At 53.4% G+C, this 26,965-nt stretch carries 26 protein-coding genes and 1 pseudogene; 10 read left to right on the plus strand and 17 right to left on the minus strand.

Annotated features, from left to right (window positions below; all coding sequences use genetic code 11):
- From OGY04_RS11605 to OGY04_RS11630, 6 genes are read left to right on the plus strand one after another with little or no spacing between them, the layout of a single operon-like run.
- Positions 1–810, plus strand: coding sequence for a DeoR/GlpR family DNA-binding transcription regulator (locus OGY04_RS11605; RefSeq protein ID WP_008784145.1), 810 nt, complete (start codon positions 1–3; stop codon positions 808–810).
- On the plus strand, positions 791–1,567 hold the full coding sequence (locus OGY04_RS11610; RefSeq protein ID WP_286585316.1) for a hydroxypyruvate isomerase family protein: 777 nt from the start codon (positions 791–793) through the stop codon (positions 1,565–1,567). The genes OGY04_RS11605 and OGY04_RS11610 overlap by 20 nt, the downstream gene beginning before the upstream one ends.
- A 28-nt stretch (positions 1,568–1,595) precedes the next feature.
- Positions 1,596–2,408, plus strand: coding sequence for a beta-keto acid cleavage family enzyme (locus OGY04_RS11615; protein WP_191226254.1), 813 nt, complete (start codon positions 1,596–1,598; stop codon positions 2,406–2,408).
- A gap of 21 nt (positions 2,409–2,429) precedes the next feature.
- Positions 2,430–3,776 carry a bile acid:sodium symporter family protein gene (locus tag OGY04_RS11620; RefSeq protein WP_020996543.1) on the plus strand — a complete coding sequence of 449 codons (1,347 nt, stop codon included), beginning with the start codon at positions 2,430–2,432 and terminating at the stop codon, positions 3,774–3,776.
- Positions 3,777–3,781: 5 nt separating this feature from the next.
- On the plus strand, positions 3,782–4,201 hold the full coding sequence (locus OGY04_RS11625; RefSeq protein WP_032942726.1) for a GlcG/HbpS family heme-binding protein: 420 nt from the start codon (positions 3,782–3,784) through the stop codon (positions 4,199–4,201).
- On the plus strand, positions 4,198–4,851 hold the full coding sequence (locus OGY04_RS11630) for an aspartate/glutamate racemase family protein (protein ID WP_048214664.1): 654 nt from the start codon (positions 4,198–4,200) through the stop codon (positions 4,849–4,851). Before OGY04_RS11625 ends, OGY04_RS11630 begins: the two co-directional genes overlap by 4 nt.
- Positions 4,852–4,948: 97 nt before the next feature.
- On the opposite strand, the gene sucD is transcribed toward OGY04_RS11630, so the two are convergent.
- The 8 genes from sucD to sdhC all read right to left on the minus strand — a co-directional run bounded on the left by sucD (position 4,949) and on the right by sdhC (position 14,623).
- On the minus strand, positions 4,949–5,818 hold the full coding sequence (gene sucD / locus OGY04_RS11635) for a succinate--CoA ligase subunit alpha (protein ID WP_003022929.1): 870 nt from the start codon (positions 5,816–5,818) through the stop codon (positions 4,949–4,951).
- Positions 5,818–6,984, minus strand: a complete 1,167-nt coding sequence (sucC, locus tag OGY04_RS11640; RefSeq protein ID WP_003022927.1) for an ADP-forming succinate--CoA ligase subunit beta — start codon at positions 6,982–6,984, stop codon at positions 5,818–5,820. Before sucC ends, sucD begins: the two co-directional genes overlap by 1 nt.
- Positions 6,985–7,074: 90 nt before the next feature.
- Positions 7,075–8,298, minus strand: coding sequence for a 2-oxoglutarate dehydrogenase complex dihydrolipoyllysine-residue succinyltransferase (odhB, locus tag OGY04_RS11645; RefSeq protein WP_008784139.1), 1,224 nt, complete (start codon positions 8,296–8,298; stop codon positions 7,075–7,077).
- 14 nt (positions 8,299–8,312) lie between these two features.
- Positions 8,313–11,114 (minus strand): 2-oxoglutarate dehydrogenase E1 component, encoded by a 2,802-nt coding sequence (gene sucA / locus OGY04_RS11650; protein ID WP_003831411.1) that lies wholly within the window; start codon positions 11,112–11,114, stop codon positions 8,313–8,315.
- Positions 11,115–11,379: 265 nt separating this feature from the next.
- Entirely contained in the window at positions 11,380–12,096 is a 717-nt protein-coding gene (sdhB, locus tag OGY04_RS11655) for a succinate dehydrogenase iron-sulfur subunit SdhB (protein WP_003022921.1), read from the minus strand.
- A gap of 15 nt (positions 12,097–12,111) precedes the next feature.
- Positions 12,112–13,878: a succinate dehydrogenase flavoprotein subunit gene (gene sdhA, locus OGY04_RS11660; protein ID WP_003831409.1), complete on the minus strand. Its 1,767-nt coding sequence runs from the start codon at positions 13,876–13,878 to the stop codon at positions 12,112–12,114.
- Positions 13,878–14,225 carry a succinate dehydrogenase membrane anchor subunit gene (gene sdhD, locus OGY04_RS11665; protein ID WP_060682566.1) on the minus strand — a complete coding sequence of 116 codons (348 nt, stop codon included), beginning with the start codon at positions 14,223–14,225 and terminating at the stop codon, positions 13,878–13,880. Before sdhD ends, sdhA begins: the two co-directional genes overlap by 1 nt.
- Positions 14,219–14,623 carry a succinate dehydrogenase cytochrome b556 subunit gene (sdhC, locus tag OGY04_RS11670; protein ID WP_003831406.1) on the minus strand — a complete coding sequence of 135 codons (405 nt, stop codon included), beginning with the start codon at positions 14,621–14,623 and terminating at the stop codon, positions 14,219–14,221. The genes sdhD and sdhC overlap by 7 nt, the downstream gene beginning before the upstream one ends.
- 383 nt (positions 14,624–15,006) lie before the next feature.
- Between sdhC and OGY04_RS11675 the strand changes: the two are divergent.
- The 3 genes and pseudogenes from OGY04_RS11675 to OGY04_RS11685 all read left to right on the plus strand — a co-directional run bounded on the left by OGY04_RS11675 (position 15,007) and on the right by OGY04_RS11685 (position 17,826).
- Positions 15,007–15,117: pseudogene (locus OGY04_RS11675) on the plus strand (hypothetical protein).
- A 203-nt stretch (positions 15,118–15,320) separates the two neighbouring features.
- A complete protein-coding gene (locus tag OGY04_RS11680) occupies positions 15,321–16,604 on the plus strand; it encodes a citrate synthase (RefSeq protein WP_003831404.1) in 1,284 nt (427 codons plus the stop codon).
- 175 nt (positions 16,605–16,779) lie between these two features.
- Entirely contained in the window at positions 16,780–17,826 is a 1,047-nt protein-coding gene (locus OGY04_RS11685; protein WP_008784134.1) for an AbrB family transcriptional regulator, read from the plus strand.
- Here the strand turns inward: OGY04_RS11685 and nei are convergent.
- Genes nei through ybgI form a run of 8 tightly spaced genes read right to left on the minus strand, consistent with a single transcriptional unit; the run spans position 17,823 to position 24,118 of the window.
- Positions 17,823–18,614: an endonuclease VIII gene (gene nei / locus OGY04_RS11690; protein ID WP_286585317.1), complete on the minus strand. Its 792-nt coding sequence runs from the start codon at positions 18,612–18,614 to the stop codon at positions 17,823–17,825. The two genes, OGY04_RS11685 and nei, sit on opposite strands and share 4 nt — an antisense overlap.
- A gap of 14 nt (positions 18,615–18,628) precedes the next feature.
- Positions 18,629–19,273, minus strand: coding sequence for a pyroglutamyl-peptidase I (gene pcp / locus OGY04_RS11695; protein ID WP_100272761.1), 645 nt, complete (start codon positions 19,271–19,273; stop codon positions 18,629–18,631).
- Between the two features lie 9 nt (positions 19,274–19,282).
- Positions 19,283–20,278 carry a DUF979 domain-containing protein gene (locus OGY04_RS11700; protein ID WP_008784131.1) on the minus strand — a complete coding sequence of 332 codons (996 nt, stop codon included), beginning with the start codon at positions 20,276–20,278 and terminating at the stop codon, positions 19,283–19,285.
- The gene (locus tag OGY04_RS11705) at positions 20,275–20,997 is read right to left on the minus strand and encodes a DUF969 domain-containing protein (protein WP_003831395.1); all 723 of its coding nucleotides are present in this window, start codon (positions 20,995–20,997) and stop codon (positions 20,275–20,277) included. The genes OGY04_RS11700 and OGY04_RS11705 overlap by 4 nt, the downstream gene beginning before the upstream one ends.
- A 55-nt stretch (positions 20,998–21,052) precedes the next feature.
- A complete protein-coding gene (gene pxpA / locus OGY04_RS11710; RefSeq protein WP_286585318.1) occupies positions 21,053–21,787 on the minus strand; it encodes a 5-oxoprolinase subunit PxpA in 735 nt (244 codons plus the stop codon).
- Complete coding sequence (gene pxpC / locus OGY04_RS11715) at positions 21,777–22,709, minus strand: 5-oxoprolinase subunit PxpC (protein ID WP_057067723.1); 933 nt, start codon at positions 22,707–22,709, stop codon at positions 21,777–21,779. The genes pxpA and pxpC overlap by 11 nt, the downstream gene beginning before the upstream one ends.
- On the minus strand, positions 22,703–23,359 hold the full coding sequence (pxpB, locus tag OGY04_RS11720; RefSeq protein WP_003831391.1) for a 5-oxoprolinase subunit PxpB: 657 nt from the start codon (positions 23,357–23,359) through the stop codon (positions 22,703–22,705). Before pxpB ends, pxpC begins: the two co-directional genes overlap by 7 nt.
- A 15-nt stretch (positions 23,360–23,374) precedes the next feature.
- The gene (ybgI, locus tag OGY04_RS11725) at positions 23,375–24,118 is read right to left on the minus strand and encodes a radiation resistance protein YbgI (protein WP_003831390.1); all 744 of its coding nucleotides are present in this window, start codon (positions 24,116–24,118) and stop codon (positions 23,375–23,377) included.
- 289 nt (positions 24,119–24,407) lie between these two features.
- Here ybgI and dtpD point away from each other — a divergent pair, with 289 nt between their 5' ends.
- Positions 24,408–25,889: a dipeptide permease DtpD gene (gene dtpD / locus OGY04_RS11730; protein WP_235124603.1), complete on the plus strand. Its 1,482-nt coding sequence runs from the start codon at positions 24,408–24,410 to the stop codon at positions 25,887–25,889.
- A 47-nt stretch (positions 25,890–25,936) separates the two neighbouring features.
- Here the strand turns inward: dtpD and OGY04_RS11735 are convergent, their stop codons facing one another.
- Complete coding sequence (locus OGY04_RS11735) at positions 25,937–26,839, minus strand: Rpn family recombination-promoting nuclease/putative transposase (protein WP_149608213.1); 903 nt, start codon at positions 26,837–26,839, stop codon at positions 25,937–25,939.
- Positions 26,840–26,965: the final 126 nt, after the last annotated feature.

Genomic DNA, 26,965 nt, shown 5'->3' on the forward strand with positions numbered 1-26,965 from the left:
ATGATGATCCCCGAGCAACGACGTGATTTTATCTACCGCTATGTGCACGAAAAGAATGCCGCCTCATTTAATGAACTGGCAGATCTGATGAGCGTGTCGCATATGACCGTGCGTCGCGACATTCAGTTGCTGGAAGAAGAAGGCAAAGTTATTGCCATTAACGGCGGCGTAAAGCTCAATAACCTGCTGAAATCCGAACTGCCGTGGCGGGAAAAAGCCGAGTTGAATCATGACGTGAAGCGTAAGATGGGCCAGCTCGCCGCAATGCTCATTGAGCCCGGACAAACGCTGTATCTGGATGCCGGAACGTCGTTGTTTGAAGTGGCGAAAGCGGTGGCCGCCAGCCACTGTTTCAATCTGACGGTCGTCACCAACGATTTTTCCATCAGCCACTATCTGATGGATATGCCACACATTACGCTCTACCACACCGGCGGTCTGGTGGATCAGCGTAACCGCTCATGTCTTGGCAAAAGCGCCGCCAGTTTTCTGCGCACCATTAATATTGATGTGGCGTTTCTCAGTTCATCGTCGTGGGATACCGAGCGCGGCATGTCGACGCCGAGTGAAGGGAAAGCCTCGGTCAAAGAAGCGGTGCTTACCGTCTCCCGGCGTCGGGTGCTGGTCTGTGACAGCAGTAAATTTGGCAAATACGGCATGTTCCACATCTGTGGGCTGGAGCAGTTAACCGACATTATTTCTGATAACCGGTTACCGGAAAATGCGCAGCAGACTATTGTCAGCCAGGGCGTTAAGCTGCATCTGGTTGATGGCCGGGAGGGTGCACGCCATGCTGAAGTTAGCGGCTAACCTCGACTGGTTATTTACTGATTTACCGATAGCGGGTCGATTTCAGGCGGCAAAAGCAGCCGGTTTTCGCGGCGTAGAAGGGCTGTTTCTCTGGCAGCACCCGCTGGAGCATTTGCGGGCCGCTCAGCGGGAAACTTCTCTGCCGGTGGTGCTAATGAACGCCCCGGCTGGCAACTGGGCACAGGGTGAACGGGGACTCGCAGCATTGCCCGGTCGAGACCAGGAATTTCATCACAGTCTGAACGTGGCACGAGATTACGCCACGGCACTGGGTTGTCGCCGGGTTCACGTTATGTCCGGCTTGCGCTGCAATGACCTGACGCTGCACGCCCAGCGCGACCTCCTGACGAATCGACTGCGCATCGCCTGCGATGTTATGGCAGACGCGGAAATCGATGTACTGATTGAACCATTAAATTCGCAGGATATGCCCGATTATTTTATCGACAGTTTCCCGCTGGCTGAATCTATCATTCACGAGGTTGGTAAGAAGAATATCGGCTTACAGTTTGATATTTACCACTGTCAGAAAACTCATGGCAACGTGGCGAAAAATATCGAACGCTATTTTACCCTTATTAAACATTTTCAAATCGCTTCTGTTCCTTATCGCCATGAACCAGGAACCGGGGAGTTAAATGAAGCATGGCTATTTAATTTTATAAGAAAAATGAATTACCAGGACTGGATTGGCTGTGAATATCAACCATCAACATCAGGGCCGGAATCATTACGCTGGATAACGCCTTACCTATAATTTTAATATCTCTGTACCGGAGGAAAAAATGTCGGATACTGTTATTATTTCGCTGGCACCCGTTGCCGCGGATTGCCCCAGAGTTATACCCGAAGAACTGGCGCAGGAAATACTCGCCAGCGTAGAACATGGCGCGTCCATCGTCCATTTACACGTTCGCGATAAACAGGGACGCCTGACGCCAGATACTACCGACTTTCAGGCAACAATTGACCGCGTTATGCGCCATTCAAACCTGATTATTCAGGCTTCTACCGGCGGCGTCTCTTCGATGTCCATCGCCGAGCGCTGCGCGCCACTGGCCTGCCCCGGCGTGGAGATGGCCTCGCTGAACGTCGGTTCCGTTAACCTCGGTGATGCGGTGTATTTTAATCCCGGTCCGGACGTGGAATATTGTTCACGGCAAATAACTGAACGCAATATTATTCCAGAGTTTGAAGTTTTTGAAATCGGCATGATTAATAACATCCTGAACCTTGAAGATAAAATAAAATTTCAAAAACCTATGCTCTTTAATATTGTTCTCGGTCACCGCGGCAGTACGCCTGCAACCGTTGATGCATTAATTGCTCTGCGTAGCATGATCCCACGCGAAGCCTTATGGGGAATTACTCATTTTGGCAGAAGGAATTTCGATATTATCGCTGCCGCGGTCGCTATGGGTGCCAGTGAAGTGCGAATCGGCTATGAAGATAGTTATTATTTAAGCGCCGAAGAAAAAGCGCAGCATAATTATCAGCAGGTAGCCAAACTCGCTACGCTCATTCGCAGTATGGATAAAAAAGTTGCTACGCCGGAAATTGCGCGGCGCATGTTATCTATTCCACCCCGGCAGCAATAACAACAGCAAGGACATTTCAACATGACTATGACCACTGTTATTCACAAAACCGGACTCGGCGTCAGCGTTGCGGGCGTGGTGCTGGCGATTATCGGCGCGCTCATCCAGTCCACGGCTCTGTGGCAGCCGGGGCTGGTGATGTTCACCGTCGGATTCGCCGCCGGTGCAGGCTACTGGCCTGGTTTACGCAGCTATCAGTTTACGCTGTGGATCATCGCTGGTTTTGTTGCCGCCATGACCTGGTCTACGGATCTGATCGTCTGGGGCGGTTTCAATATCACTCATAAATGGATCGTGTTCCTTGTGATTCAGGCCACCATGTTCAGCATGGGCACCAAGCTAACGATCCAGGATTTTATTGATGTCGCCAAAATGCCGTGGGCAGTTTTTATCGGTACCTTCTGCCATTTCGTGATCATGCCCCTGCTCGGCCTGAGCATTACCCTGATCTTTGATTTTCCGCCTGAAGTGGCGGTGGGCATTTTGTTGATTGGCGCTTGCCCCAGCGGTCTCTCGTCGACGGTGATGGTTTACATCGCCAACGCCAACCTCGCGCTGGCGGTGTCAATCGCCGCAGTCTCAACGCTGGCGGCAACGGTAATGACTCCACTGTGGGTTAATCTGCTGGCGGGTTCGATGATCGATATCCAGCTCACCGCGATGGTGATGGACGTGGTGAAAATCGTATTAATTCCCATCGGCGCAGCAATTCTGCATGACTATCTGAAAACCTATGCAGGCGTGCGCGGACGCCGTGTTGTCCAGATGCTGGCCGGGATCGGCGCAATTTGGCTGCTGTATATGATTGCCGGCGGCTGGGACGCGCTGTTTGGTCATGCCAGCGCCGAAGCGCAGATGTACGCGGTGGTCCTCAACTTCGTAGCAGGCGGCCTCGTTTGGGCATTGTTCTACAACTGGCTGTATGGCCGCGTGGCGGGCGTGAAGAAGGTCATGCCAACCATCTCAATGATGGGGATCATTTTCTTTACCACCACCGCCGCCGCCGCCGGGCGCGACAACCTGGTGCAGGTCGGTTTCCTGCTCTGCTTCGCCATGTTGATGCATAACCTCGGCGGCTTCCTGATTGGTTATCTGATGAGCCGCTGGATCTTCCGCATGGACGTGCAGTCTGCCCGTACCGTGGCCTTTGAAGTCGGCCTGCAAAACGGCGGTATGGCGTCAGGGCTTGCCGCCGCGATGGGCAAACTGGCAACGGTAGGACTCGCCTCAGCGGTGATGACACCGCTGGGTAACGTTAGCGGCTCGCTGCTCGCCAACTACTGGCGCAAAAAAGACGCCAGACAGGCGCAGGTAGCAGCAGCCAAAGATCCCGTTCAACCTGCTTGCGAAAATCTGTCGAAAGGATAATCACGATGACAACTCTCACTCTGGGACACGCCCTGCGCGCCGTAACCTATGCGCTCGAACTCGCCGAAACACGTTATGCAAATCGCCCATTAAGCGTGGCCGTATGCGATGCCAATGGAGAACTGCTCAGCTTTGCGCGGATGGATAACGCCAAACTGTTAACCATCGAGTTAACCCAGCGTAAAGCGCGCACCAGCAGCCGCCTGGGCTGCACCACGCAGGCATTTTTACAGCGTCTGCAAAAAGAGCAGCTGGATATTAGCTATTTTGCCGATCCGCGTTTTACGGCGCTGCCGGGCGGGATCCCGATTCTGCACCAGGGGAAATGCCTTGGAGCCGTCGCGGTGGGCGGTTTATCCGCGCAGGAAGATCATGATGCGGCGCTGTCCGTCGCGGAAACGTTACTTAAGGAGATTGCCCAATGAAAAAGGTCGCCATGCTGCATACCAGTGCAGCCACGCTTGCGATAATGCAACAGCTGATCGCCGACATCATGCCGGAGGTCGAAGTGATGCACCTGGTTGAAGAATCTATGATTAAACAGGTGATGAAAGCCGGAGGCGTATCGCCAAATATTGCCGCCCGCATCGCCGACTATGTGCATATTGCTGAAAAGGCGGACTGCGATATCTTTATTACCGCCTGCTCTTCAATTGGTACTGCGGTGGAGCAATGCCAGTTTATGACCCCACTCCAGCTCGCGCGCATTGACTGCGCGATGGTGGAAGAGGCGATTGAAAAAGGCGAACGGATCGCCGTGTTAGCAACCGTGGCAACCACGCTGAAGCCAACGCTGGATTACGTCCAGCGTAAAGTTCAGCAAAGCGGTAAATCACGAACCATTACGCCTGTATTAATGGAGGATGCATTCCACGCGCTGCTGGCGGGAGATATGGATACCCATGACCGTATCGTCAGTGAAGGGTTACAGAGCGCCTTTACCCAGGCGGATGTCGTGATGCTGGCGCAGGCTTCGATGGCGCGCGTTTTACAACAGCTCCCTTCCCCGCCGGTGCCGGTAATGACCTCACCGGAAAGTGGAATTCGCTGGTTGAAAACGCTGGCTGAACGCTAAATTCCCGGCAAAAAAAAGGCCATCATCAGATGGCCAACCATGTCGAAACGGGACCAGCCCTTGACTATGCAGAGAGTCAGGGCTGTTTTTTTATTTCTTACTTAATAACGGTTTTTAGCGCTTCGCCGATATCGGCCAGGCTACGAACAGTTTTCACGCCTGCAGCTTCCAGCGCAGCGAATTTCTCATCCGCTGTACCTTTACCACCCGCGATAATCGCACCCGCGTGACCCATACGCTTACCTTTCGGCGCAGTCACGCCCGCGATGTAACCCACAACCGGCTTGGTCACATGATCTTTAATATAAGCAGCTGCTTCTTCTTCCGCGCTACCGCCGATCTCACCGATCATGACGATCGCTTCAGTCTGCGGATCTTCCTGGAACAGCTTCAGGATGTCGATGAAGTTAGAGCCAGGGATCGGGTCGCCACCGATACCCACACAGGTAGACTGGCCGAAACCATAGTCGGTGGTCTGCTTAACCGCTTCATAGGTCAGGGTACCTGAACGGGAAACGATACCCACTTTACCCGGCTTGTGAATGTGGCCCGGCATGATACCGATTTTACATTCACCCGGAGTGATAACGCCTGGGCAGTTCGGGCCGATCATGCGTACGCCAGCTTCATCCAGCTTCACTTTCACGGTCAGCATATCCAGCGTTGGGATACCTTCGGTGATGGTGATGATAAGCTTGATGCCTGCATCGATTGCTTCCAGAATGGAATCTTTGCAGAACGGTGCCGGAACATAGATAACGGTGGCGGTTGCGCCGGTCGCTTCTACCGCTTCACGTACGGTGTTGAACACTGGCAGACCCAGATGCGTGGTGCCGCCTTTGCCCGGCGTAACGCCACCGACCATTTGCGTACCGTAAGCGATCGCTTGTTCGGAGTGGAATGTCCCCTGGCTACCGGTGAAGCCCTGGCAGATAACCTTGGTATCTTTATTAATTAAAACTGACATTATTTCCCCTCCACTGCGGCAACAACCTGCTGAGCTGCATCCGTCAGACTTTTCGCTGCAATAATATTCAGGCCGCTATCAGCCAGTTTTTTCGCGCCGAGTTCAGCGTTGTTACCTTCCAGACGTACCACGACCGGAACGTTTACACCTACTTCTGCTACCGCGCCGATGATACCGTCAGCGATCAGATCGCAACGTACGATACCGCCGAAGATGTTAACCAGTACGGCTTTAACATTGTCATCGGAAAGGATAATTTTGAACGCTTCGGTTACACGCTCTTTAGTCGCACCGCCGCCAACGTCGAGGAAGTTAGCCGGTTCGCCGCCGTGCAGCTTAACGATGTCCATGGTGCCCATTGCCAGGCCCGCACCGTTAACCATACAACCGATGTTGCCGTCCAGTGCGACGTAATTCAGTTCCCACTGTGCAGCCTGCGCTTCACGCGGATCTTCCTGAGACTGGTCGCGCATTTCGCGCAGGTCAGCCTGGCGGAACAGTGCGTTGCCGTCAGCGCCCAGTTTGCCGTCGAGGCAGATCAGGTCACCCTGCTTGGTCACCACCAGCGGGTTGATTTCGATCAGCGCCAGATCGCGCTCCAGGAAGATAGTCGCCAGACCCATGAAGATCTTGGTGAACTGCTGAACCTGTTTACCTTCCAGACCCAGTTTGAACGCCAGCTCACGCCCCTGGTAAGGCATCGGGCCTGCCAGCGGATCGAGCGCCACTTTGTGGATCAGGTGCGGGGTTTCTTCCGCTACTTTTTCGATTTCCACGCCGCCTTCGGTAGAGGCCATGAAGACCACGCGACGGGAGCTACGGTCAACAACTGCGCCGAGGTAAAGTTCTTTACCAATGTCGGTCGCGGCTTCAACCAGAATCTGATTTACCGGTTGGCCATGAGCATCTGTCTGGTAAGTGACCAGACGTTTACCCAGCCAGTGTTCAGCAAAAGCGCGAATGTCTTCTTTGCTGTTTACCACCTTCACACCGCCCGCTTTACCACGGCCACCAGCGTGAACCTGACATTTCACTACCCACGGGCCAGCGCCGATTTTAGATGCAGCTTCTTCGGCTTCACGCGGAGTAGTACAGGCATAACCCACCGGTGCCGGTAAGCCATAGCGGGCAAAAAGTTGTTTTGCCTGATATTCATGTAAGTTCATGTGTTCTGTCCATCCTTCAGGTAATCGTTATCTTTTACCCGTAGGTCTGATAAGCGTCCAGACCTACGGGGCAGGTGATACTCTTATTAACTACACGTCCAGCAGCAGACGCGTTGGATCTTCCAGCAACTCTTTAATGGTTACCAGGAAGCCTACTGACTCACGACCATCGATCAGACGGTGGTCATAAGACAGCGCCAGATACATCATCGGCAGGATTTCAACCTTGCCGTCTACCGCCATCGGACGATCTTTGATGGCATGCATACCCAGGATGGCGCTCTGCGGTGGGTTGATGATCGGCGTGGACATCAGGGAACCGAACACACCACCGTTAGTGATGGTGAAGTTACCACCCGTCAGATCTTCGACCGTCAACTTGCCGTCGCGACCTTTAACTGCCAGTTCTTTAATATTCTTCTCAATGTCAGCCATACCCAGCAGATCCACATCACGCAGGACCGGCGTGACCAGGCCACGCGGCGTGGAGACCGCCATGCTGACATCAAAGTAGTTGTGGTAAACCACGTCATCGCCGTCGATGGACGCGTTCACTTCCGGATAGCGTTTCAGCGCTTCAACAACCGCTTTCACGTAGAAAGACATAAAGCCCAGACGGATACCGTGGCGTTTCTCGAACGCATCCCCGTATTGCTTACGCAGGTCCATGATTGGCTTCATGTTGACTTCGTTGAACGTGGTCAGCATGGCGGTAGAATTTTTCGCTTCCAGCAGACGCTCGGCTACGCGTTTGCGCAGACGGGTCATCGGAACACGTTTTTCGCCACGCGCGCCCAGTTGAGCCTGCGGTGCAGGTGCTGCAGCCGGCGCTTTTGCTTCGGCTTTCGCAGCCGGAGCTTTCGCCAGATGTTTTTCAACATCTTCACGGGTGATACGACCGCCGACACCGGTGCCGTTGATAGAGCTGGCTTCGAGGTTATGCTCACCCAGCAGGCGACGGATCGCCGGGCTCAGGGCATCGTTGTTCTGCTCAGCAAGAGACGCCTGCTGGCGCTGTGCCGGAGTAGAATCTTTCTCTTCAGACTTAGCACTGGTTTCTTTACCGGTGCTGTTGCCTTCACGCAGGCGACCGAGGATCTGGCGAGAAGTGACGGTTGTCCCTTCATCTTCCAGAACCGCATCAAGAATACCGTCCGCTGATGCCGGTACTTCCAGTACCACTTTGTCAGTTTCGATTTCTACCAGTACTTCATCACGACGTACTGCATCGCCCGGTTTTTTGTGCCAGGTTGCAACCGTTGCATCCGCTACGGATTCAGGCAGGTCGGGAACAAGAATATCTACGCTACTCATTATTTATCCTTTATTTAATCGACGTTCAGCGCGTCATTTACCAGATCTTGTTGCTGCTTCTGGTGAACGGACATATACCCTACTGCCGGAGAGGCAGAGGCCGGGCGACCTGCATAACGCAGAGCTGACCCAAATGGAATTACTTCACGGAAATGATGCTGGCTGCAGTACCATGCGCCCTGGTTGAGCGGCTCTTCCTGGCACCAGACAAAATCATGTACGTGAGCAAATGGTTTCAGCGCTTCCTGCACCGCTTTATGCGGGAACGGATAGAGCTGTTCGATGCGCACAATGGCGACATCTTTTTGGTCGTTCTTGCGGCGTTGCTCCAGCAGGTCGTAATAAACCTTACCAGAACACATCACGACACGCTTCACGCCTTTAGGATCAAGTTCATCTACTTCGCCAATGGCTGGCAGGAAAGTACCATTTGCCAGTTCGTCCAGCGTAGACACCGCCAGCGGATGACGCAGCAGCGACTTCGGTGACATCACCACCAGCGGACGACGCATACCGCGCAGCGCCTGACGACGCAGCATGTGGTAAACCTGCGCCGGGGTAGACGGGACGCAAACCTGCATGTTTTGCTCAGCGCAAAGTTGCAGATAACGTTCCAGACGCGCGGAGGAGTGCTCCGGACCCTGACCTTCATAGCCGTGCGGCAGCAGCATAACCAGACCGCACATACGGCCCCATTTCTGCTCGCCGGAAGAGATGAACTGGTCGATAACGACCTGTGCACCGTTAGCGAAGTCACCGAACTGTGCTTCCCAGATGGTTAGCGTGCGCGGTTCTGCTGTGGCATAACCGTACTCGAACGCCAGCACGGCTTCTTCAGACAGCACGGAGTCCCATACGCGGAAGGTGCCTTGTCCGTTATGCACATGCTGCAGCGGAGTGTAGGTTGAACCGTTCGCCTGGTTATGAATCACCGCGTGACGGTGGAAGAAGGTTCCGCGACCGGAGTCTTCACCCGACAGACGGACCGGAATGCCTTCGTCAACCAGCGTGGCGTAAGCCAGATTCTCTGCACCACCCCAGTCAAACAGCTTCTCGCCTGCGGCCATGGCCTGGCGGTCGCCGTAAATCTTGGCAACACGCGACTGCATTTCAACCGCTTCAGGTACGGTGCTGATGCGTTTTGCCAGCTCCTGCAGACGCTTCATCTCAACTTTGTTCGGGTAGTTTTCATCCCATTCGTGGTTGAGGTACGGCGACCAGGTGAAGGAGTGCATGTTCATTGGACGCCACTCTTTCACTACGCATTCGCCAGCATCCAGCGCGTCACGGTACAGATTGACCATCTCGGTCGCATCTTCCAGCGTGGCGACCTTGTCCGCTTCCAGCTTATCAGCGTAGATTTTGCGCGGGGTCGGATGCTTTTTGATTTTCTGATACATCAGCGGCTGGGTTGCGCTCGGCTCGTCGGCTTCGTTGTGGCCGTGACGGCGGTAGCACACCAGATCGATAAAGACATCGCGTTTAAAGGTATTACGGAAATCCAGCGCCAGGCGGGTCACGAAAGCGACCGCTTCCGGGTCATCCGCGTTCACGTGGAAAATCGGCGCCTGAACCATCTTACCGATGTCGGTACAGTACGGTGTAGAACGCGCATCCAGCGGGTTAGACGTAGTGAAGCCCACCTGGTTGTTGATAACGATGCGAACGGTACCGCCCACTTCGTAACCACGCGCTTTCGACATGTTCAGGGTTTCCTGAACCACGCCCTGCCCGGTAACTGCCGCATCACCGTGAATGGTGATTGGCAGGACTTTATTGCTGCTCGGCTCGTCCAGACGATCCAGACGTGCACGTACAGAACCGATAACCACCGGGCTAACGATTTCCAGGTGCGACGGGTTAAACGCCAGCGCCAGGTGCACCAGGCCGCCTTCGGTTTCGATATCTGATGAGAAGCCCATGTGGTACTTCACGTCACCGGTGCCGAGATGTTCTTTATGTTTGCCCGCAAATTCGTCGAACAGTTCCTGCGGGCGTTTGCCCAGTACGTTAACCAGAACGTTCAGACGACCACGGTGCGCCATGCCCAGTACCACTTCACGGGTACCGCTGTTACCGGCGTGGCGGATCATCTCTTTGAGCATTGGGATTAACGCATCGCCGCCTTCCAGCGAGAAGCGTTTCGCGCCCGGGAACTTAGCGCCTAGGTAGCGTTCCAGACCTTCTGCTGCGGTCAGTTCACTGAGGAAGCGTTTCTTCTCTTCGCTGCTGAATGCGGCACGGCCAGACTCGATACGCTGCTGAAGCCAACGTTTTTCTTCGGTGCTGGTGATGTGCATATACTCGGCGCCAATTGGGCCGCAGTAGGTTTGCTTCAGCGCAACAACCAGGTCGCTCAGCTTCATCGTGTCTTTGCCGCCGGCAAAAGAACCTACGTTAAAGCTTTCCTGGAAATCCGCATCGGTCAGATCGTGGAAAGACGGGTCCAGATCGGCCACATTTTCTTGCTGCCACAGTCCCAGCGGATCAAGATTCGCATGCTGATGACCGCGGAAACGATAGGCGTTAATGAGCTGCAGGACTTTAACCTGCTTCACATTGGCATCAGGGTCGGAAATAGAAGAAGAGTAACGTGGGGTAATCAACGCCTGTCGACGGAAATAATCACGTGTTTTTGAGTGAAGTTGATCCGGTTTGACTCCGGTACCAGGTAACTGCTGGAACGTCGAACGCCAGTTAGCATCTACCGAGTCAGGGTCGGTTAAGAAGTCTTCATAGAGCTGTTCTATCCAGCTCTGGTTAGAACCAGAGAGGTAAGAAGAGTCCAACCAGGCTTTCAAAGCGCTGTTCTGCATCGTGATCCCTTAAGCATTTGTATGCTTACTTCGCCGTGGATACTACCACGCACACCGATGTGCGTGCCGGGGTTCACTTGTTGCGGACTGTCGTGTCATCTGCGTCCGCTAAGGAACCTTTAAAAACTGTCTAATAATGTGGCAGTTTTTAGAGGTTTCCTGCACTTAAATTGCCTGATGGCGCTTCGCTAATCAGGCCTACAAGGTACGTAACCCGTAGGCCGGATAAGACGCTACGTCGCCATCCGGCAACCACTACAACTACTTACGCACTACGTTTGAGCAGCATCGACTTAATATGGCCGATGGCGCGCGTCGGGTTCAGTCCTTTCGGACATACGCTGACGCAGTTCATGATGCTATGGCAGCGGAATACGCTGAAAGCGTCACTTAAACCTTCCAGGCGGCTGTCGGTCTCGGTATCGCGGCTATCAATTAAGAAGCGATACGCTGCCAGCAGACCTGCCGGGCCAATAAACTTGTCCGGGTTCCACCAGAATGATGGGCAGGACGTTGAGCAGCATGCACACAAAATACATTCATACAGCCCATCGAGCTTCTCACGCTGCTCTGGCATTTGTAAATGCTCACGAGCTGGCGGATTTTTCCCATTATTCAACAAGTAAGGCTTAATCTTCTCATACTGTGCGTAGAATTGCCCCATGTCTACCACCAAATCGCGCACAACCGGTAAACCCGGCAGCGGGCGAATGACAATTTTTTTGCCCGGCTGATTCAGCGCAGAAATAGGAGTGATACAGGCCAGTCCATTTTTGCCGTTCATGTTCAGACCGTCGGAGCCACAAACCCCCTCACGGCAAGAGCGGCGGAACGACAGCGACGGATCTTTTTCTTTCAGCTGCATCAAGGCATCCAGCAGCATCATGTCGCGCCCTTCTTCCGCCTCCAGGGTGTAATCCTGCATGCGCGGAGCGTCGTCAACATCCGGGTTATAGCGATAAACTGAAAACTCGAGTTTCATTGTCCTGTCTCCGCATTAATAGGTACGAATCTTCGGCGGGAATGCCGGGCGCAGCTTCGGTTCCATATTGACTTGGCGTCGCGTCATGGATTCCGACTCTGGCAGGTACAGGGAATGGCACAGCCAGTTTTCATCATCACGTTCCGGGAAGTCGAAGCGGCTATGCGCGCCACGGCTTTCGGTACGGAAGTTTGCAGATACTGCAGTGGCGTACGCGGTCTCCATCAGGTTATCCAACTCCAGACACTCAACGCGCTGGGTGTTGAACTCGCTGGAGGTATCGTCCAGACGGGCATTTTTCAGGCGTTCGCGGATCGCTTTCAGCTCTTCCAGACCTTTCGCCATCGCATCGCCTTCGCGGAATACCGAGAAGTTATGCTGCATACATTCTTGCAGCGCTTTGCGAATCGCCACCGGGTCTTCACCGTTACGGTTACCGTTCCAGCGGTTCAGACGCGCCAGAGAAGCGTCGATTTCATCTTCGGTCGCATCCAGCAGGTCACCCTGCTCAGCGATGGATTCCTGCAGATGCAGACCAACCGCACGACCAAATACTACCAGGTCCAGCAGCGAGTTGCCGCCCAGACGGTTGGCGCCGTGAACCGATACGCAGGCGATTTCGCCGACGGCAAACAGCCCAGGGATCACCACATCTTCGCCCTGCTCATTCACTGTCAACGCCTGGCCAGTTACTTTGGTCGGAATACCGCCCATCATATAGTGGCAGGTTGGGATAACTGGAATCGGCTCTTTGACCGGGTCAACGTGAGCAAAGGTACGGGACAGTTCGAGAATACCCGGCAGACGGGATTCCAGTACTTCTTTACCCAGGTGGTCGAGTTTCAGTTTGGCGTGCGGACCCCACGGGCCGTCGCAGCCGCGACCTTCGCGAATTTCGATCATGATGGAACGCGCCACCACGTCACGACCCGCCAGGTCTTTCGCATTCGGGGCATAACGCTCCATGAAGCGCTCACCGTGTTTGTTCAGCAGGTAGCCACCTTCACCACGGCAGCCTTCTGTTACCAGAACGCCTGCACCGGCGATACCGGTTGGGTGGAACTGCCACATCTCCATATCCTGCACCGGCACGCCAGCGCGGATAGCCATACCAACACCGTCACCGGTATTGATGTGGGCATTAGTAGTGGACTGATAAATACGGCCAGCACCGCCGGTGGCCAGCACAGTCGCGCGGGCTTTGAAGTAAACCACTTCACCGGTTTCGATACACAGCGCGGTACAACCGACAACTGCGCCATCGGCGTTTTTCACCAGGTCCAGCGCATACCACTCGGAGAAGATGGTGGTATGGTTTTTCAGGTTCTGCTGATACAGCGTGTGCAACAGCGCATGACCGGTACGGTCGGCCGCTGCCGCAGTACGAGCCGCCTGCTCGCCGCCGAAGTTCTTCGACTGGCCGCCAAACGGACGTTGATAAATTGTGCCATTGTCGAGGCGAGAGAACGGCAGCCCCATGTGGTCCAGCTCCAGAATCGCTTCCGGACCGGTTTTACACATATATTCAATAGCGTCCTGGTCACCAATGTAGTCCGACCCTTTAACGGTGTCGTACATGTGCCATTCCCAGTTATCTTCATGGGTATTACCGAGCGCAACGGTGATGCCACCCTGCGCGGATACGGTATGGGAACGGGTTGGGAACACTTTGGAGAGCAGCGCACAGGTCTGACCGCTCTGGGAAATTTGCAGCGCCGCGCGCATACCTGCGCCGCCGGCACCAATCACAACAGCATCAAATTCTCTGACTGGCAGTTTCATTACACACCCCACACCACAACAAATCCATAAATGACGTAAACCACCAGCGCAATGACGATAGCCAGTTGCAGAATCAGGCGCACAGCCAGAGGTTTAACGTAGTCGGTCAACACCTGCCACATGCCGATCCAGGCATGAATCAAGATGGAGAAAAGTGCCAGCAGGGTGAAGACTTTGGTGAATGCCGATGAGAAGAAACCGGTCCAGACTTCATACGTCAGCTCGCCGCTGGTGGCGAAGAAACCGACCATATAGATGATGTATAACGTCAGAACGATAGCGGTAGCACGGACCAGAATGAAGTCATGTACGCCGTTGCGTCCTAATGCGGAGGCGTTGCTTACCATACGAGGACTCCTGCGAGAAGTGAAAGCACGACAATGATAACGAAACAAATTTTGGCGGAGCGTGTCCCTGCTTCGAGGGTTTCTTCGATATAGCCAAAATCCATCAACAGATGGCGAATGCCCATTACGGCGTGATATGCCAGCGCAATCAGGATCCCCCACAGAATTAACTCCACAAAGAAGTTATTCATAATGGATGACGCGGTGAGGAAACCTTCAGGGGAGGAAAGGCTGGTACCCAATAACCACAACAGAATCCCGACTGCCACAAAGGTGATCACTCCGGATACGCGATGGAGAATGGACGCTATCGCCGTGATTGGGAACCGGATCGTTTGCAGATCCAGATTGACAGGTCTTTGTTTTTTCACATTTCTTATCATGAATAACGCCCACATGCTGTTCTTATTATTCCCTTTAGACTTCGGGTACAGAAGATGAAGACACCTGTAGCCTGAAAGACGACGGGATTTCCTTCCTCCGGTCTGCGTGCGGGTCAGACAGCGTCCTTACTATAACTACGCGTCATATAAAACACTGCTTCCAGATGCTAAAACGACACGTTACAACGCTGGTTGGCTCGGGATTGCAGGGTATTCCGGAGACCTGGCGGCAGTATAGGACGTTCACAAAATCATTACAATTAACCTACATATAGTTTGTCGGGTTTTATCCCGAACAGTGACATAGGTCACGATAACAACATTATTTTAATTTTTAATCATCTGATTTGACAATCATTAAACAAAGTTGTTACAAACGACACCAGAAAAAGCATATAATGCGTAAAAGTTATGGGGTCACTCTTTCACCGGAGATTTAGTTATGTAACAGTGTGGAAGTATTGACCAATACCTTCAGGACAGTTATTAGTGATAGACAGGTTAAATAATTCGGATTGCTAAGTTCTTGATTTGCAGTTTATTCGCCATGAAAAGACCGTTTTACCTGCAAGCGCCCATAGCTCTGTACCCAGGTCATCCCCTCTTTCGCAGAGCGGCGAGCCAAATAACAAACTGGTAACGGTTTATTGATGCACGAAGGCAAATTTAAGTTCCGGCAGTCTTAAGCAATAAGGCGCTAAGGAGACCGTAAATGGCTGATACTAAAGCAAAACTCACTCTAAATGGTGACGCTGCTATTGAACTGGATGTGCTGAAAGGTACGCTCGGTCAAGATGTTATTGATATTCGTAGCCTTGGCTCAAAAGGGATGTTTACTTTTGACCCAGGTTTCACCTCTACCGCATCCTGCGAATCCAAAATTACTTTCATCGACGGTGACGAAGGTGTTTTGCTGCATCGCGGCTTCCCGATTGACCAACTGGCGACCGAGTCCAACTATCTGGAAGTGTGTTATATCCTGCTGTACGGCGAAAAACCGACGCAGGAAGAGTACGACGAGTTCAAAACCACAGTCACTCGCCATACCATGATCCACGAGCAGATCACCCGTCTGTTCCACGGTTTCCGCCGCGACTCTCACCCGATGGCCGTTATGTGCGGTGTAACCGGAGCGCTGGCAGCGTTCTATCATGACTCGCTGGATGTAAACAACGCGCGTCACCGTGAAATCGCCGCCTTCCGCCTGCTGTCCAAAATGCCAACCATGGCAGCGATGTGCTACAAATATTCCATCGGGCAGCCGTTCGTGTACCCACGTAACGATCTCTCCTACGCCGGTAACTTCCTGAACATGATGTTCTCTACGCCGTGCGAAAAATACGAAGTGAATCCGATTCTGGAACGCGCAATGGACCGTATCTTAATCCTGCACGCTGACCACGAACAGAACGCCTCAACCTCTACCGTACGTACCGCGGGCTCTTCTGGCGCTAACCCGTTTGCCTGCATCGCGGCAGGTATTGCTTCCCTGTGGGGACCGGCACACGGCGGCGCAAACGAAGCTGCGCTGAAAATGCTGGAAGAAATCAGCTCTGTTAAACACATTCCGGAATTTGTTCGCCGCGCGAAAGACAAGAATGATTCCTTCCGCCTGATGGGCTTTGGTCACCGTGTTTATAAAAACTATGACCCGCGCGCTACTGTCATGCGTGAAACCTGCCATGAAGTACTGAAAGAACTGGGCACCAAAGATGATCTGCTGGAAGTGGCGATGGAACTTGAGCACATTGCGCTCAACGACCCGTACTTCATCGAGAAGAAACTCTACCCGAACGTAGACTTCTACTCCGGCATCATCCTGAAAGCGATGGGCATTCCGTCCTCCATGTTCACCGTTATCTTCGCCATGGCACGTACCGTTGGCTGGATTGCACACTGGAACGAAATGCACACCGACGGCATGAAAATCGCGCGTCCGCGTCAGCTGTACACCGGCTACGACAAGCGCGATTTTAAGTCTGATATTAAGCGTTAATTGTCTGCCGGATGGCGCTAGCGCTTGTCCGGCTTAAAGTTATAAACGCTCCCAGGCCGGATAAAGCAGTGATGCCTATGTCCGGCCTGTTTTTATTTGATCCACATTATTTTATTCTTATCGTGCTTTCTCTATGATTTACTGAGATTTCTCACATTTTACTCAGGAGCATGGGATGCCTGTTTTGCAGTGGAGCCTGTTGTTTGTGCTATCGCTCCTTCTTTCCCTGCTCTTTCTGTTTATCCATCTTCCAGGCCCCTTGCTGCTCGGTTCGATGATCGTCGGCATCATCTTCAGTATGCGCGGCATCTCGCTGCATCCTCCTCGCTGCACATTTCTTGGCGCACAGGCGATTCTCGGCTGTATGATTGCCCAAAATCTGACTGGTTCAATCTTTACAACCCTTGCAGCCCACTGGCCGATGGTGATTGTTATCCTGCTGGCAACTCTTATCAGCAGCGCGATAATCGGCTGGCTGCTGGTTCGCTATAGTAATCTACCTGGGAATACTGGTGCGTGGGGCTCGTCACCAGGCGGTGCAGCGGCAATGGTCGCAATGGCCCAGGATTATGGCGCCGACATCCGGCTGGTGGCGTTTATGCAGTATCTGCGCGTACTGTTGGTGGTCGGCGCGGCAGCGCTGGTCACCCGGCTGGTGATGGGCGACCAGGCCCAAACGGTCAGTGAACAAATCATCTGGTTTCCGCCGCTAAGCGGCAATCTTTTCAGCACTCTGATGCTGGCCGCCGTTGCCGGCACGGCTGGGCGCCTACTGCGTATTCCCTCTGGCGTTATGCTATTGCCAATGCTGGTGGGTGCCATGCTGAATGCAAGCGGAGTGATGGTGATTGAACTGCCGGAATGGCTACTGGCAATAGCCTATATGTCAATTGGCTGGCAAATCGGTCTTGGCTTTGACAAGCAGATCTTTTTGATGGCGTTACGACCACTGCCACAGATCCTGTTGTCCATTTTTTCACTGATGGCGATCTGCGCAGCCATGGCCTGGGGACTGGCGCATTACATGCAGATCGATTTTCTCACTGCCTATCTGGCAACCAGTCCTGGAGGAGTGGATTCTGTTGCGGTGATCGCCGCAGGAAGCCACGCTGATATGGCGCTCATCATGGCGATGCAAACCCTGCGACTGTTCAGCATTTTGTTAACTGGCCCCGCAGTCGCGCGTTTTATTTCGGTGCACGCACCAAAACAACCCGCTTAGTGCTGACAACCCGGGCACCAGTAAAAGGGGCGCGAAGAGAGCATCGTTTTCTCGATTATTCCACCACAACGCTCACAGGTTTCGCCGTCCCGATGAAAGACCTTGAAGCGAAACAACGCACCGTGATGTTTATTCTCATCGACCAGGCCGCGGGTAGTATAAGACAACCGCGGAATATCAAGCAGCGCATGTGCCAGTTGATCCAGTTGCTCATCACTAAGCTGCGACGCTTTATGCTGCCCGGTCAACCCAACCTGCCAAAGGATCTCTACCCGCAGGTAGTTACCTAATCCAGCCAGAAATGCCTGGTCCAGTAGCAGACCAGAAAACTGGCGATTGCGAAAACGCGGAGATAACAGACGCGCTTTAACCTCATCGGGCGTTAAACGTAAATCCAGTACATCTGGCCCTACCCGTTGCAGGAACGGATGGGTGGAGAGCTGTTCTGGCGTCAGCATTTCGATATCAGACGCGCTATAGAGCAGGATAGTTTTGTCGTGTGTCTGCAGCCTGACACGCAGTATCCGCGAAGTTTGCGGAATTTTGCCGGTATCCACCACTCGCCACACGCCATAGAGCTGATTGTGACTGTACAGCGTCAGGCCATTAGAAAAATGGGTCAGTAATGCTTTCCCCCGCGTTTCAAGCTGGGTAACACGTTGCCCAATCAGTTGAGATTGATACGGTTTTAACTGCTCAAAGGCAAACCAGACATCCGTCAGGGGTTTGCCTTTGACTGCCGCCTCCAGGTTATCCGCCGCGCGGCGGATCTCCGGGCCTTCAGGCATAATACTGTCCTTTGTTAATGTGTTGCGCCGCCCGTCACTGCGATATCGCTTTCCACCTGCAAGGCGGTGGCAATCGCAATCTCCAGCGCACGGCGCACCGTTTCTGTCGCCATACTTGGCGCCCCGGGATGCTGCGCAGCCTGTTGCGGCAAATAAGGGATATGAATAAAGCCGCCCTTCACCGCCGGTACGTCGCGTAGTTTATGCAGCAGGCCATACATCACATGGTTACACACGAAAGTACCCGCAGTCTGGGAAACCGAGGCCGGAATTCCCGCGTTGCGCATGGAGACAACCATCGCTTTAATCGGCAACGTACTAAACCATGCCGCCGGGCCATCGACCACAATCGGCACATCGACCGGCTGTTGCCCCTGATTATCCGCAATACGCGCATCGTCAACGTTAATCGCCACGCGTTCCACGGTGATATCCGTGCGACCACCCGCCTGCCCCACCGCCAGCACCAGTGATGGCGACAACGCGTCAATCGCGGCGTTGAGTACAGCGAGAGACTCGCCAAAGACACACGGTAGTTGGCGGGCAATAACACGGCATCCGCCGATAATAGCATTGTCGAGGCTCGAGACCACTTCCCAGGAAGGGTTAACTGACTCGCCGCCAAAGGGTTCAAATCCCGTGATGAGTACTGTTTTCATCCTTCCTCCTTACAGGAACATCAGGAAATACATCAGGAACACGTTGACCAGTAGCAGCAGTACGCCGGTTGGCACCTGCGCTTTAATCACCGCATTTTTGTCCGGTAGTTCCAGCAACGCTGCAGGAACAATATTAAAGTTCGCCGCCATCGGCGTCATCAGCGTCCCACAATAGCCGGAGAACATACCTATCGCCGCCATTACCGCTGGGTTGCCGCCGTGTTGCAGTACGAGGATCGGAATGCCAATCCCAGCGGTCACGATCGGGAAAGCAGCAAACGCATTACCCATAACCATGGTCAACAATGCCATGCCGATGGTGTACACCGCCACCGCGATAAAGCGACTATCCACCGCCAGATATTCCTGCGTCAGGTATGAAATGCCGCTACCGACACCCGCCGCTGTAAACAGCAGCCCAAGCGTAGCCAGAATCTGCGGCAAAATGAACGCCCAGCCAATGGAGTCCAGCAGACGGCGTGCCTCCTGAATCGGTTGATGCACCCGCTCATGGGTCATTTTTATCGCCATCGCCAGACCAATCAACGAACCCGCTGTCATTGAAAAGAGCGTCACCAGAGTGGCGTGATTACCCGGCCCGAACAGCGCATCCTGTAAGCCCGGAATATGGTTGAACATCAGTACGCCAATGACCGTTACCACCGGGATCGCCAACGCTGGGAAAAACAGGCGGTTGCCCAGGCGGCTGGCGCTTTCTTCGCGCTGTTGCTGCGTGCGTTGATGGTAGCTTCCCAGCTTCACACCGCCAAAACCCGCGATCAGGGCCAGCACGACCACCGCAACGCCGACGGCAATATGCACTGCGCGTTTATCGCCAAACAGCGAGTATGTCCAGTCACCAAGCAGAAACAGTACGCCATATATGCCCCAAAACAGGCCTGTGGTGAAACGGCGCGGGTTTGCTTTGTCCTGCCAGGACATCAGCGCCACAATCAGTAATACCGCACCTGCCAGCCAGTAGAGATAGCTTTGTTGAAAATTCATTTCGCTTCCCCTTTCGCTGCGGCATTTGCTTTCGCCACCTCACGTTGCAAATAGCTATCCAGACGCCACAAACGCGTGCCGTGGATCAGGAAAGCACAAATTGCCGTTGGGATCCCCCACAAGGCGATATGCAGAGGTTCGGTCTGGATCCCTCCAGACTCCAGCATAAAGTTGTGCATGAATATGATCGCGCCGAAGGCAACAAAGATATCTTCACCGAAAAACAGCCCGACGTTATCGGTCGCCGCTGACATTGCGCGCAGGCGATAGCGAACCGCGCCGGGTATCTCTCCGTGATTTTTCTCGGCGGCCCCTTCCGCCATTGGCGCCAGCAGCGGGCGCACCATCTGCGGATGCCCCCCCAGACTGGTCAACCCTAACGCAGCGGTCGCTTCGCGAATGAACAGATAGACAATAAGCAGACGGCCACTGGTGGCACTGCGGATTTTCGCAATCCACGCCTGAGCACGCTCTTTGAGTCCGTGACGTTCCAGCAGGCCAATAACCGCCAGCGGGATCAGCAGGATAAACGGCAGGTTGCGGGTGTTAAGAAAACCTTCACCCAGCTTCTCGAGGATGGTGGCGATCGGCATATGCGCCGCCAGTCCCGTGACGATCCCGGCAATAATAACCACCAATACCGGATTAAAACGTAAAAGAAATCCGACCACGATGACGGCGATCCCCGTCAATGGCCAGAGAGAAATTACCTCTCCCATAATTCATTCCCGTATATGTTGTTGTGTAATATATTGTTGTTTTGTATGGTAAATCTTATGCACCAATTTCAATATTGCATGCATTAAAGGCGCTACGCAAGCGACGGGCAAAAGCGAGTGCGTGCTCGCCATCCCCATGAATGCATACCGTCTGGGCGGTCACGCTTGCCCATGTTCCACTTTGGCTTTTTACTCTGCCGGATTGCACCATTTCTAACGTTTGCGCCAGCGCCTGCTCTTCATCCTCAATCAGTGCGCCCGGCTGGTTACGTGGCACCAGACTGCCATCGGCCTGATAACCCCGATCGGCAAAAACCTCTTGACGCGTTATCAAGCCATAGTGTTCTCCAGCGCGAATCAGTTCGCTTCCCGCCAGCCCGACCAGAACCAGCGACGGATCACAGGCATGAACCGCTTTCGCAATCGCATCAGCCAATTGAGGATCTTTCGCCGCCTGGTTATAGAGCATGCCATGCGGTTTGACATGGCGCATCACACCGCCTTCTGCCCGCGTGATGGCAGCCAGCGCGCCAATTTGATACAGCGTCTGTGCATACACCGTTTGTGCAGGCAGGGTCATGGCGCTACGACCAAAATTTTCCCGATCCGGAAAGCTGGGGTGCGCGCCTACCGCCACACCATTTTTTAACGCATCACGCACGCTTAAGAGCATAGTTTGCGCATCGCCGGCGTGAAACCCACAGGCGATGTTGGCAGATGACACCAATTGCAGCAACGCTGCATCGTTCGCACATCCCTCACCGAGGTCTGCATTGAGATCAATTTTCATTGTTAAGTCGCCATGCCAACTGTTCCAGATAACGCTGCTGGTCGTACCGCGCCTTCAGCGCTTCCTCCAGCGAACACTGCACAAAATGAATCGGCTGACCGAGCGGGATCTGCGCCAGATGATACATATCTGCCTCGATAATACAGGCGATGCGCGGATAGCCACCCGTCGTCTGAGCATCGTTCATCAGCACGATTGGCTGGCCATTATGCGGAACCTGCACCACGCCGGGGAGCAAACCATGCGACAGCAGCTCGCGATCGGTCGTGCGCGTCAGCGGCTGCCCCTGAAGACGATACCCCATACGGTTACTTTGCGGGCTAAGCTGCCACGGCGAGCGCCAGAAAGAGGCCTGCGATACCTCATCAAACTCCTGATATTCAGGGCCGGGCAGTGCGCGAATGAGATTACCCCACATCAGTTGTTTTACACCTTGTGGCCCGCTGAATTGCCGGGTAGATATGCCAATCGCCAGTCGATCGCCATCACGCAGCAGACGCCCTTCAAACCCACCAATGCCCACTTTCAGATCGGTACTACGCGAGCCCATCACTTCGGGAACATCGATACCGCCCGCTACCGCCAGATAACTGCGCATGCCATGAAGAGGACGTTTTAGCGTCAGACGCTGCCCGGCTTTTACCGGTAACCGCCATCCGCTCCATACGGGAGTTCGATCCAGATGCGCTTCGCATCCGGCACCGGTCAGGGCAAACCAGCCATCGGCTTCAAACTCCACCACCAGTTGCCCCAGAGTGATTTCCAGCGCTGCGGCATTCGCATCATTACCCACCAGCAGGTTAGCCACGTTCAGCGCCGGTTTATCCAGCGCGCCACAGTGACTAATTCCGGATTGACGAAAACTATGGCGTCCCCCGTCCTGTACTGAGGTGTACATGCCAGCGCGGATGATGTTTAACATATCCCCTCCTTCTGCGGGACAAAACGCACGGTATCGCCAGCCCGTAACAGAATCGGCTCCTCCCGTTTTGGATCAAATAACGAAACGGAGGTACGCCCAATCAATTGCCATCCACCGGGTGTGGCAAGCGGGTAGATCCCCGTTTGAGATCCACCGATACCGACAGAACCTGCCGGAACAAGCAAACGCGGTTCCGCACGTCTGGGGGTATGCAGCTGTTCAGGTAAGCTCCCGAGATAGGGAAATCCCGGCTGAAAACCGATAAACCACACCACATAGTCAACTGACGCATGAAGTTCGACGACCTGCTTGTCGCTTAATCCACTGTGTCGGGCGACCTCTGCCAGATCAGGGCCAAACTCACCACCATAGGTCACAGGTATTTCAATAAAACGTGAATCCGGCTCCAGTGCTTCGCTCTCTTCCCACCAGCGCTGCAGGCGTTCAATCGCATCCAGCGCCAGCGTTTGCGGGTCGCGTAGAGTAACCGTGATATTGTTCATTCCCGGAATAGCTTCAAGCACATTCGGGGCGTCAACTAAACGCTGAGCCAGACGCCAGATGCGTTTCTGAGTCGCCAGCGTGATGGGGGGCTCCAGTTCAAGAACCACCGCCGTTTCACCTAACAGATAACAACGCGCTCGCTGCACTTTCATCCCTCTTTATTACGCTGGATTAGGTATATCGATAAAGGTTACGTCCAGATCGGTATTTTCATTCAGCCATTCGCTTAATGCGCGAATGCCGCCGCGTTCGGTCGCATGGTGACCGGCAGCATAAAAATGCAGCCCCTGCTCGCGGGCTGAGTGAATGGTTTGCTCAGAGACTTCACCGGTAATAAAGGCGTCGACACCAAATCGGGCTGCGCTATCAATAAAACTTTGACCGCCACCGGTACACCAGGCAACGCGCTGAACTTTCTCCGGCCCGGTATCACCGCACCATAACGGTTTACGGCCTAAACGCGCTTCAATCCACGATGCCAGCTCCAGCCCCGGAACCGGCATGGAGAGTTCTCCCCATGGCACCAGCGGTTCAATTTCCCCCATAACGGTGATTCCCAACAGCGCGGCCAACTGCGCGTTATTCCCCAATTCCGGGTGTGCATCCAGCGGCAAGTGCCAGCCATACAGGTTGATATCATTTTCTAACAGCGTTTTCAGACGATTGCGCTTCATGCCGCGAATAACCGGAGATTCGCCTTTCCAGAAATAGCCGTGGTGAACAATAACCGCATCCGCTTGCTGGCGTACCGCCTCGTCCAGCAATGCCTGGCTTGCAGTCACACCGGTCACGATTTTATGCACCGTCTCTTTGCCCTCAACCTGCAAACCATTCGGCGCATAATCGCTAATGGCGGCGCTGTTTAGTTTGTCGTTGATCAGTTGTTCCAGTTCGGTGTTTTTCATCATCGTCCTCGTAGTCATCATTTCTGCCTGCCCAATCAGCAACACAGCTTAGGTTAAAATAGCGTTCCCGCCTGCGTTCGTCGATAGCCATTTCACTGACACATAAAGAAACAATCACACCCGCTTTGAACGTGATTTGCTTACCACTACGCGATCTAATTCATGTATATTTATGCAATCAGACAGCATATTGCAAAAATAATCAGATCTGTATCAAAGTTACAACTTTAAGGAAACACACTCGCGCAGCACGTTCAGCCAGTCGCGAGGCATTTACTTCGAGAAAATAATGAATAAACAAGCATCTCAACCACGGGCGATATACTACGTTGTCGCGCTACAAATCTGGGAATACTTCAGTTTTTACGGCATGCGTGCGCTGCTGATCCTGTATCTCACTAACCAGCTTAAGTACGACGATAATCACGCATATGAACTGTTCAGCGCCTACTGCTCGCTGGTCTATGTCACCCCTATTCTCGGGGGATACCTGGCCGATAAAGTGCTCGGCAATCGAATGGCGGTGATGATCGGCGCATTTTTAATGGCGGTAGGACATCTGGTATTGGGTGCCAGCGAAATGGCCCCGGCGTTCCTCTATTTGTCGCTGGCGATAATTGTCTGCGGCTACGGTCTGTTTAAATCAAATATCAGTTGCCTGTTGGGCGAGTTGTATCAACCTGAAGACCCGCGTCGCGACGGTGGATTCTCTCTGCTTTACGCTGCTGGTAACATAGGTTCGATTATTGCCCCTATTGCCTGTGGCTACGTGCAGGAAGAATACAGCTGGGCGATGGGCTTTGCGCTGGCTGCCATCGGCATGCTGGCAGGGCTGGTGATATTCTTATGTGGTAATCGCCATTTCGCCCACACCACCGGCGTCAACAAGGCCGTTCTCTGTGCTAAAACCTTTATTCTGCCAAACTGGGCCTGGCTGTTAGTTTTGTTGGTTGCCGCACCGCTGCTGATTACCGTGCTGTTCTGGAAAGAGTGGTCCGTTTACGCACTGATAGTTGCCACTGTTATTGGTCTGGCAGTTCTGGCGAAGATTTATCGCCAGGCACAGACGCAGAAACAGCGCAAAGAGCTGGGGCTTATCGTCACGCTGACCTTCTTCAGCCTGTTGTTTTGGGCCTTTGCTCAACAGGGCGGCAGTTCGATCAGCCTGTATATCGACCGCTTCGTTAACCGCGATATTCTGGGGTATTCCGTCCCTACCGCGATGTTCCAGTCGGTTAACGCTTTTGCCGTTATGCTGTGCGGTATCGTACTGGCGTGGGTAGTCAAAGAAAGCGTGAGTGGCAATCGTACCGTACGTATCTGGGGTAAATTTGCCCTTGGCCTCGGCTTAATGAGCGCTGGGTTCTGTATTCTAACCTTGAGCGCTCGCTGGTCCGCTGCTTACGGCCACTCTTCCATGCCGCTGATGGTACTTGGGTTGGCGGTCATGGGCTTTGCCGAACTGTTTATCGATCCGGTAGCAATGTCACAAATTACGCGTATTGAGATCCCTGGTGTTACCGGCGTATTAACCGGCATTTATATGCTGCTTTCCGGTGCCATCGCCAATTACCTGGCAGGCGTTATCGCCGATCAGACCTCACAAGGCTCGTTTGATGCTGCCGGCGCTATCAACTACTCCATCAATGCCTATATTGATGTCTTTAGTGAAATTACCTGGGGTGCGCTGGCCTGTGTGGTGCTGGTGCTGATGATTTGGCTGTACCAGTCGCTTAAGTTCAGAAACCGTTCACTGGCGGTAGAATCCTGAGTGTAGGGGCCCGATGATGTAATCTGATTCGGGCTTTTTTTCAGGAATTACGCATGGCTGGCAGTCAACTCCTCTTCAGAAAGACCTGTAACCAGAAGCACCATGTTGCGATCTATTCCCTGCTCCAACATAGTTTGCGCTATACGTAATGCGGCTTCTCGTTTGCCTCGCTGCAACCCTTCCTGTAATCCATCTAAGCGTAACCGCTCGGCAATCGTCATCAGCTTCTCCTTATGTTGGGGGATCCGTTGCACCATCTCTTGTATAAATTCATTAAAGCGAGATTCATCGCCGGATTGCAGGATGTAATTAAACATCGCCTGTAGTTGCGTGTCATTAGCGCACCCTGTAAGTAACAGCGTGGCCAGTTGATCTACCAGCCCCATCAAATCCCGCTGACGGATATGTTTTTGCATTAGTTCCAGCAGTGCCATTCGCCTGTGAGCCATGATTTCGTCATCGGGCACCACTGTGATATCCACCAATGGAAATGCGCTGGCATAAAGTTGCCGTGCCGTTACAGGATCGGTAAACGCATCAAGCCAGCACAGTGAGTACGGATACGGACTTCGACAGCCATGATAAAACAGCATGGGTATCACAATCGGCAGTTCTTTGTGCCCGGCATCCAAATGACGCTGCATCGCCGCTATTGCGTAACGCAGCAGACGAAAAGCCATATGCGGATCGGCTGAACTCTGGTGTTCTATAACCACGTATACATAACCTTCACCATCGTGCGTATGCACAGACCAGAGCACGTCGGAGTAGCGGGTACGTAAATCCGCTTCAATAAAGCTTTCTGACTCCAGCTTCAGCGTATTTAAATCGCAAAGCGTTTGCAGATCTGCGGGTAGATGAATTTCGAGGAAGTCCCGAGCTGTTTCTGGATGATGTAAAAACGTTTTAAATACCGCATCGTGCGGTGTAGATGTCGTTGGTGTTGTCATCAAATTCCGTCACCTGAATGAAGATGACTGCACTTTACTGCTGGCGGAAAACCTCTTCATCAAGGCATTAGCAGCCTTGCGTACACGCTTCAACGCTAAATGCCCCCCACTGCAACATATTCATTC

The sequence above is a fragment of the Citrobacter sp. Cpo091 genome (assembly GCF_030332645.1).
GTDB lineage: Bacteria > Pseudomonadota > Gammaproteobacteria > Enterobacterales > Enterobacteriaceae > Citrobacter > Citrobacter portucalensis.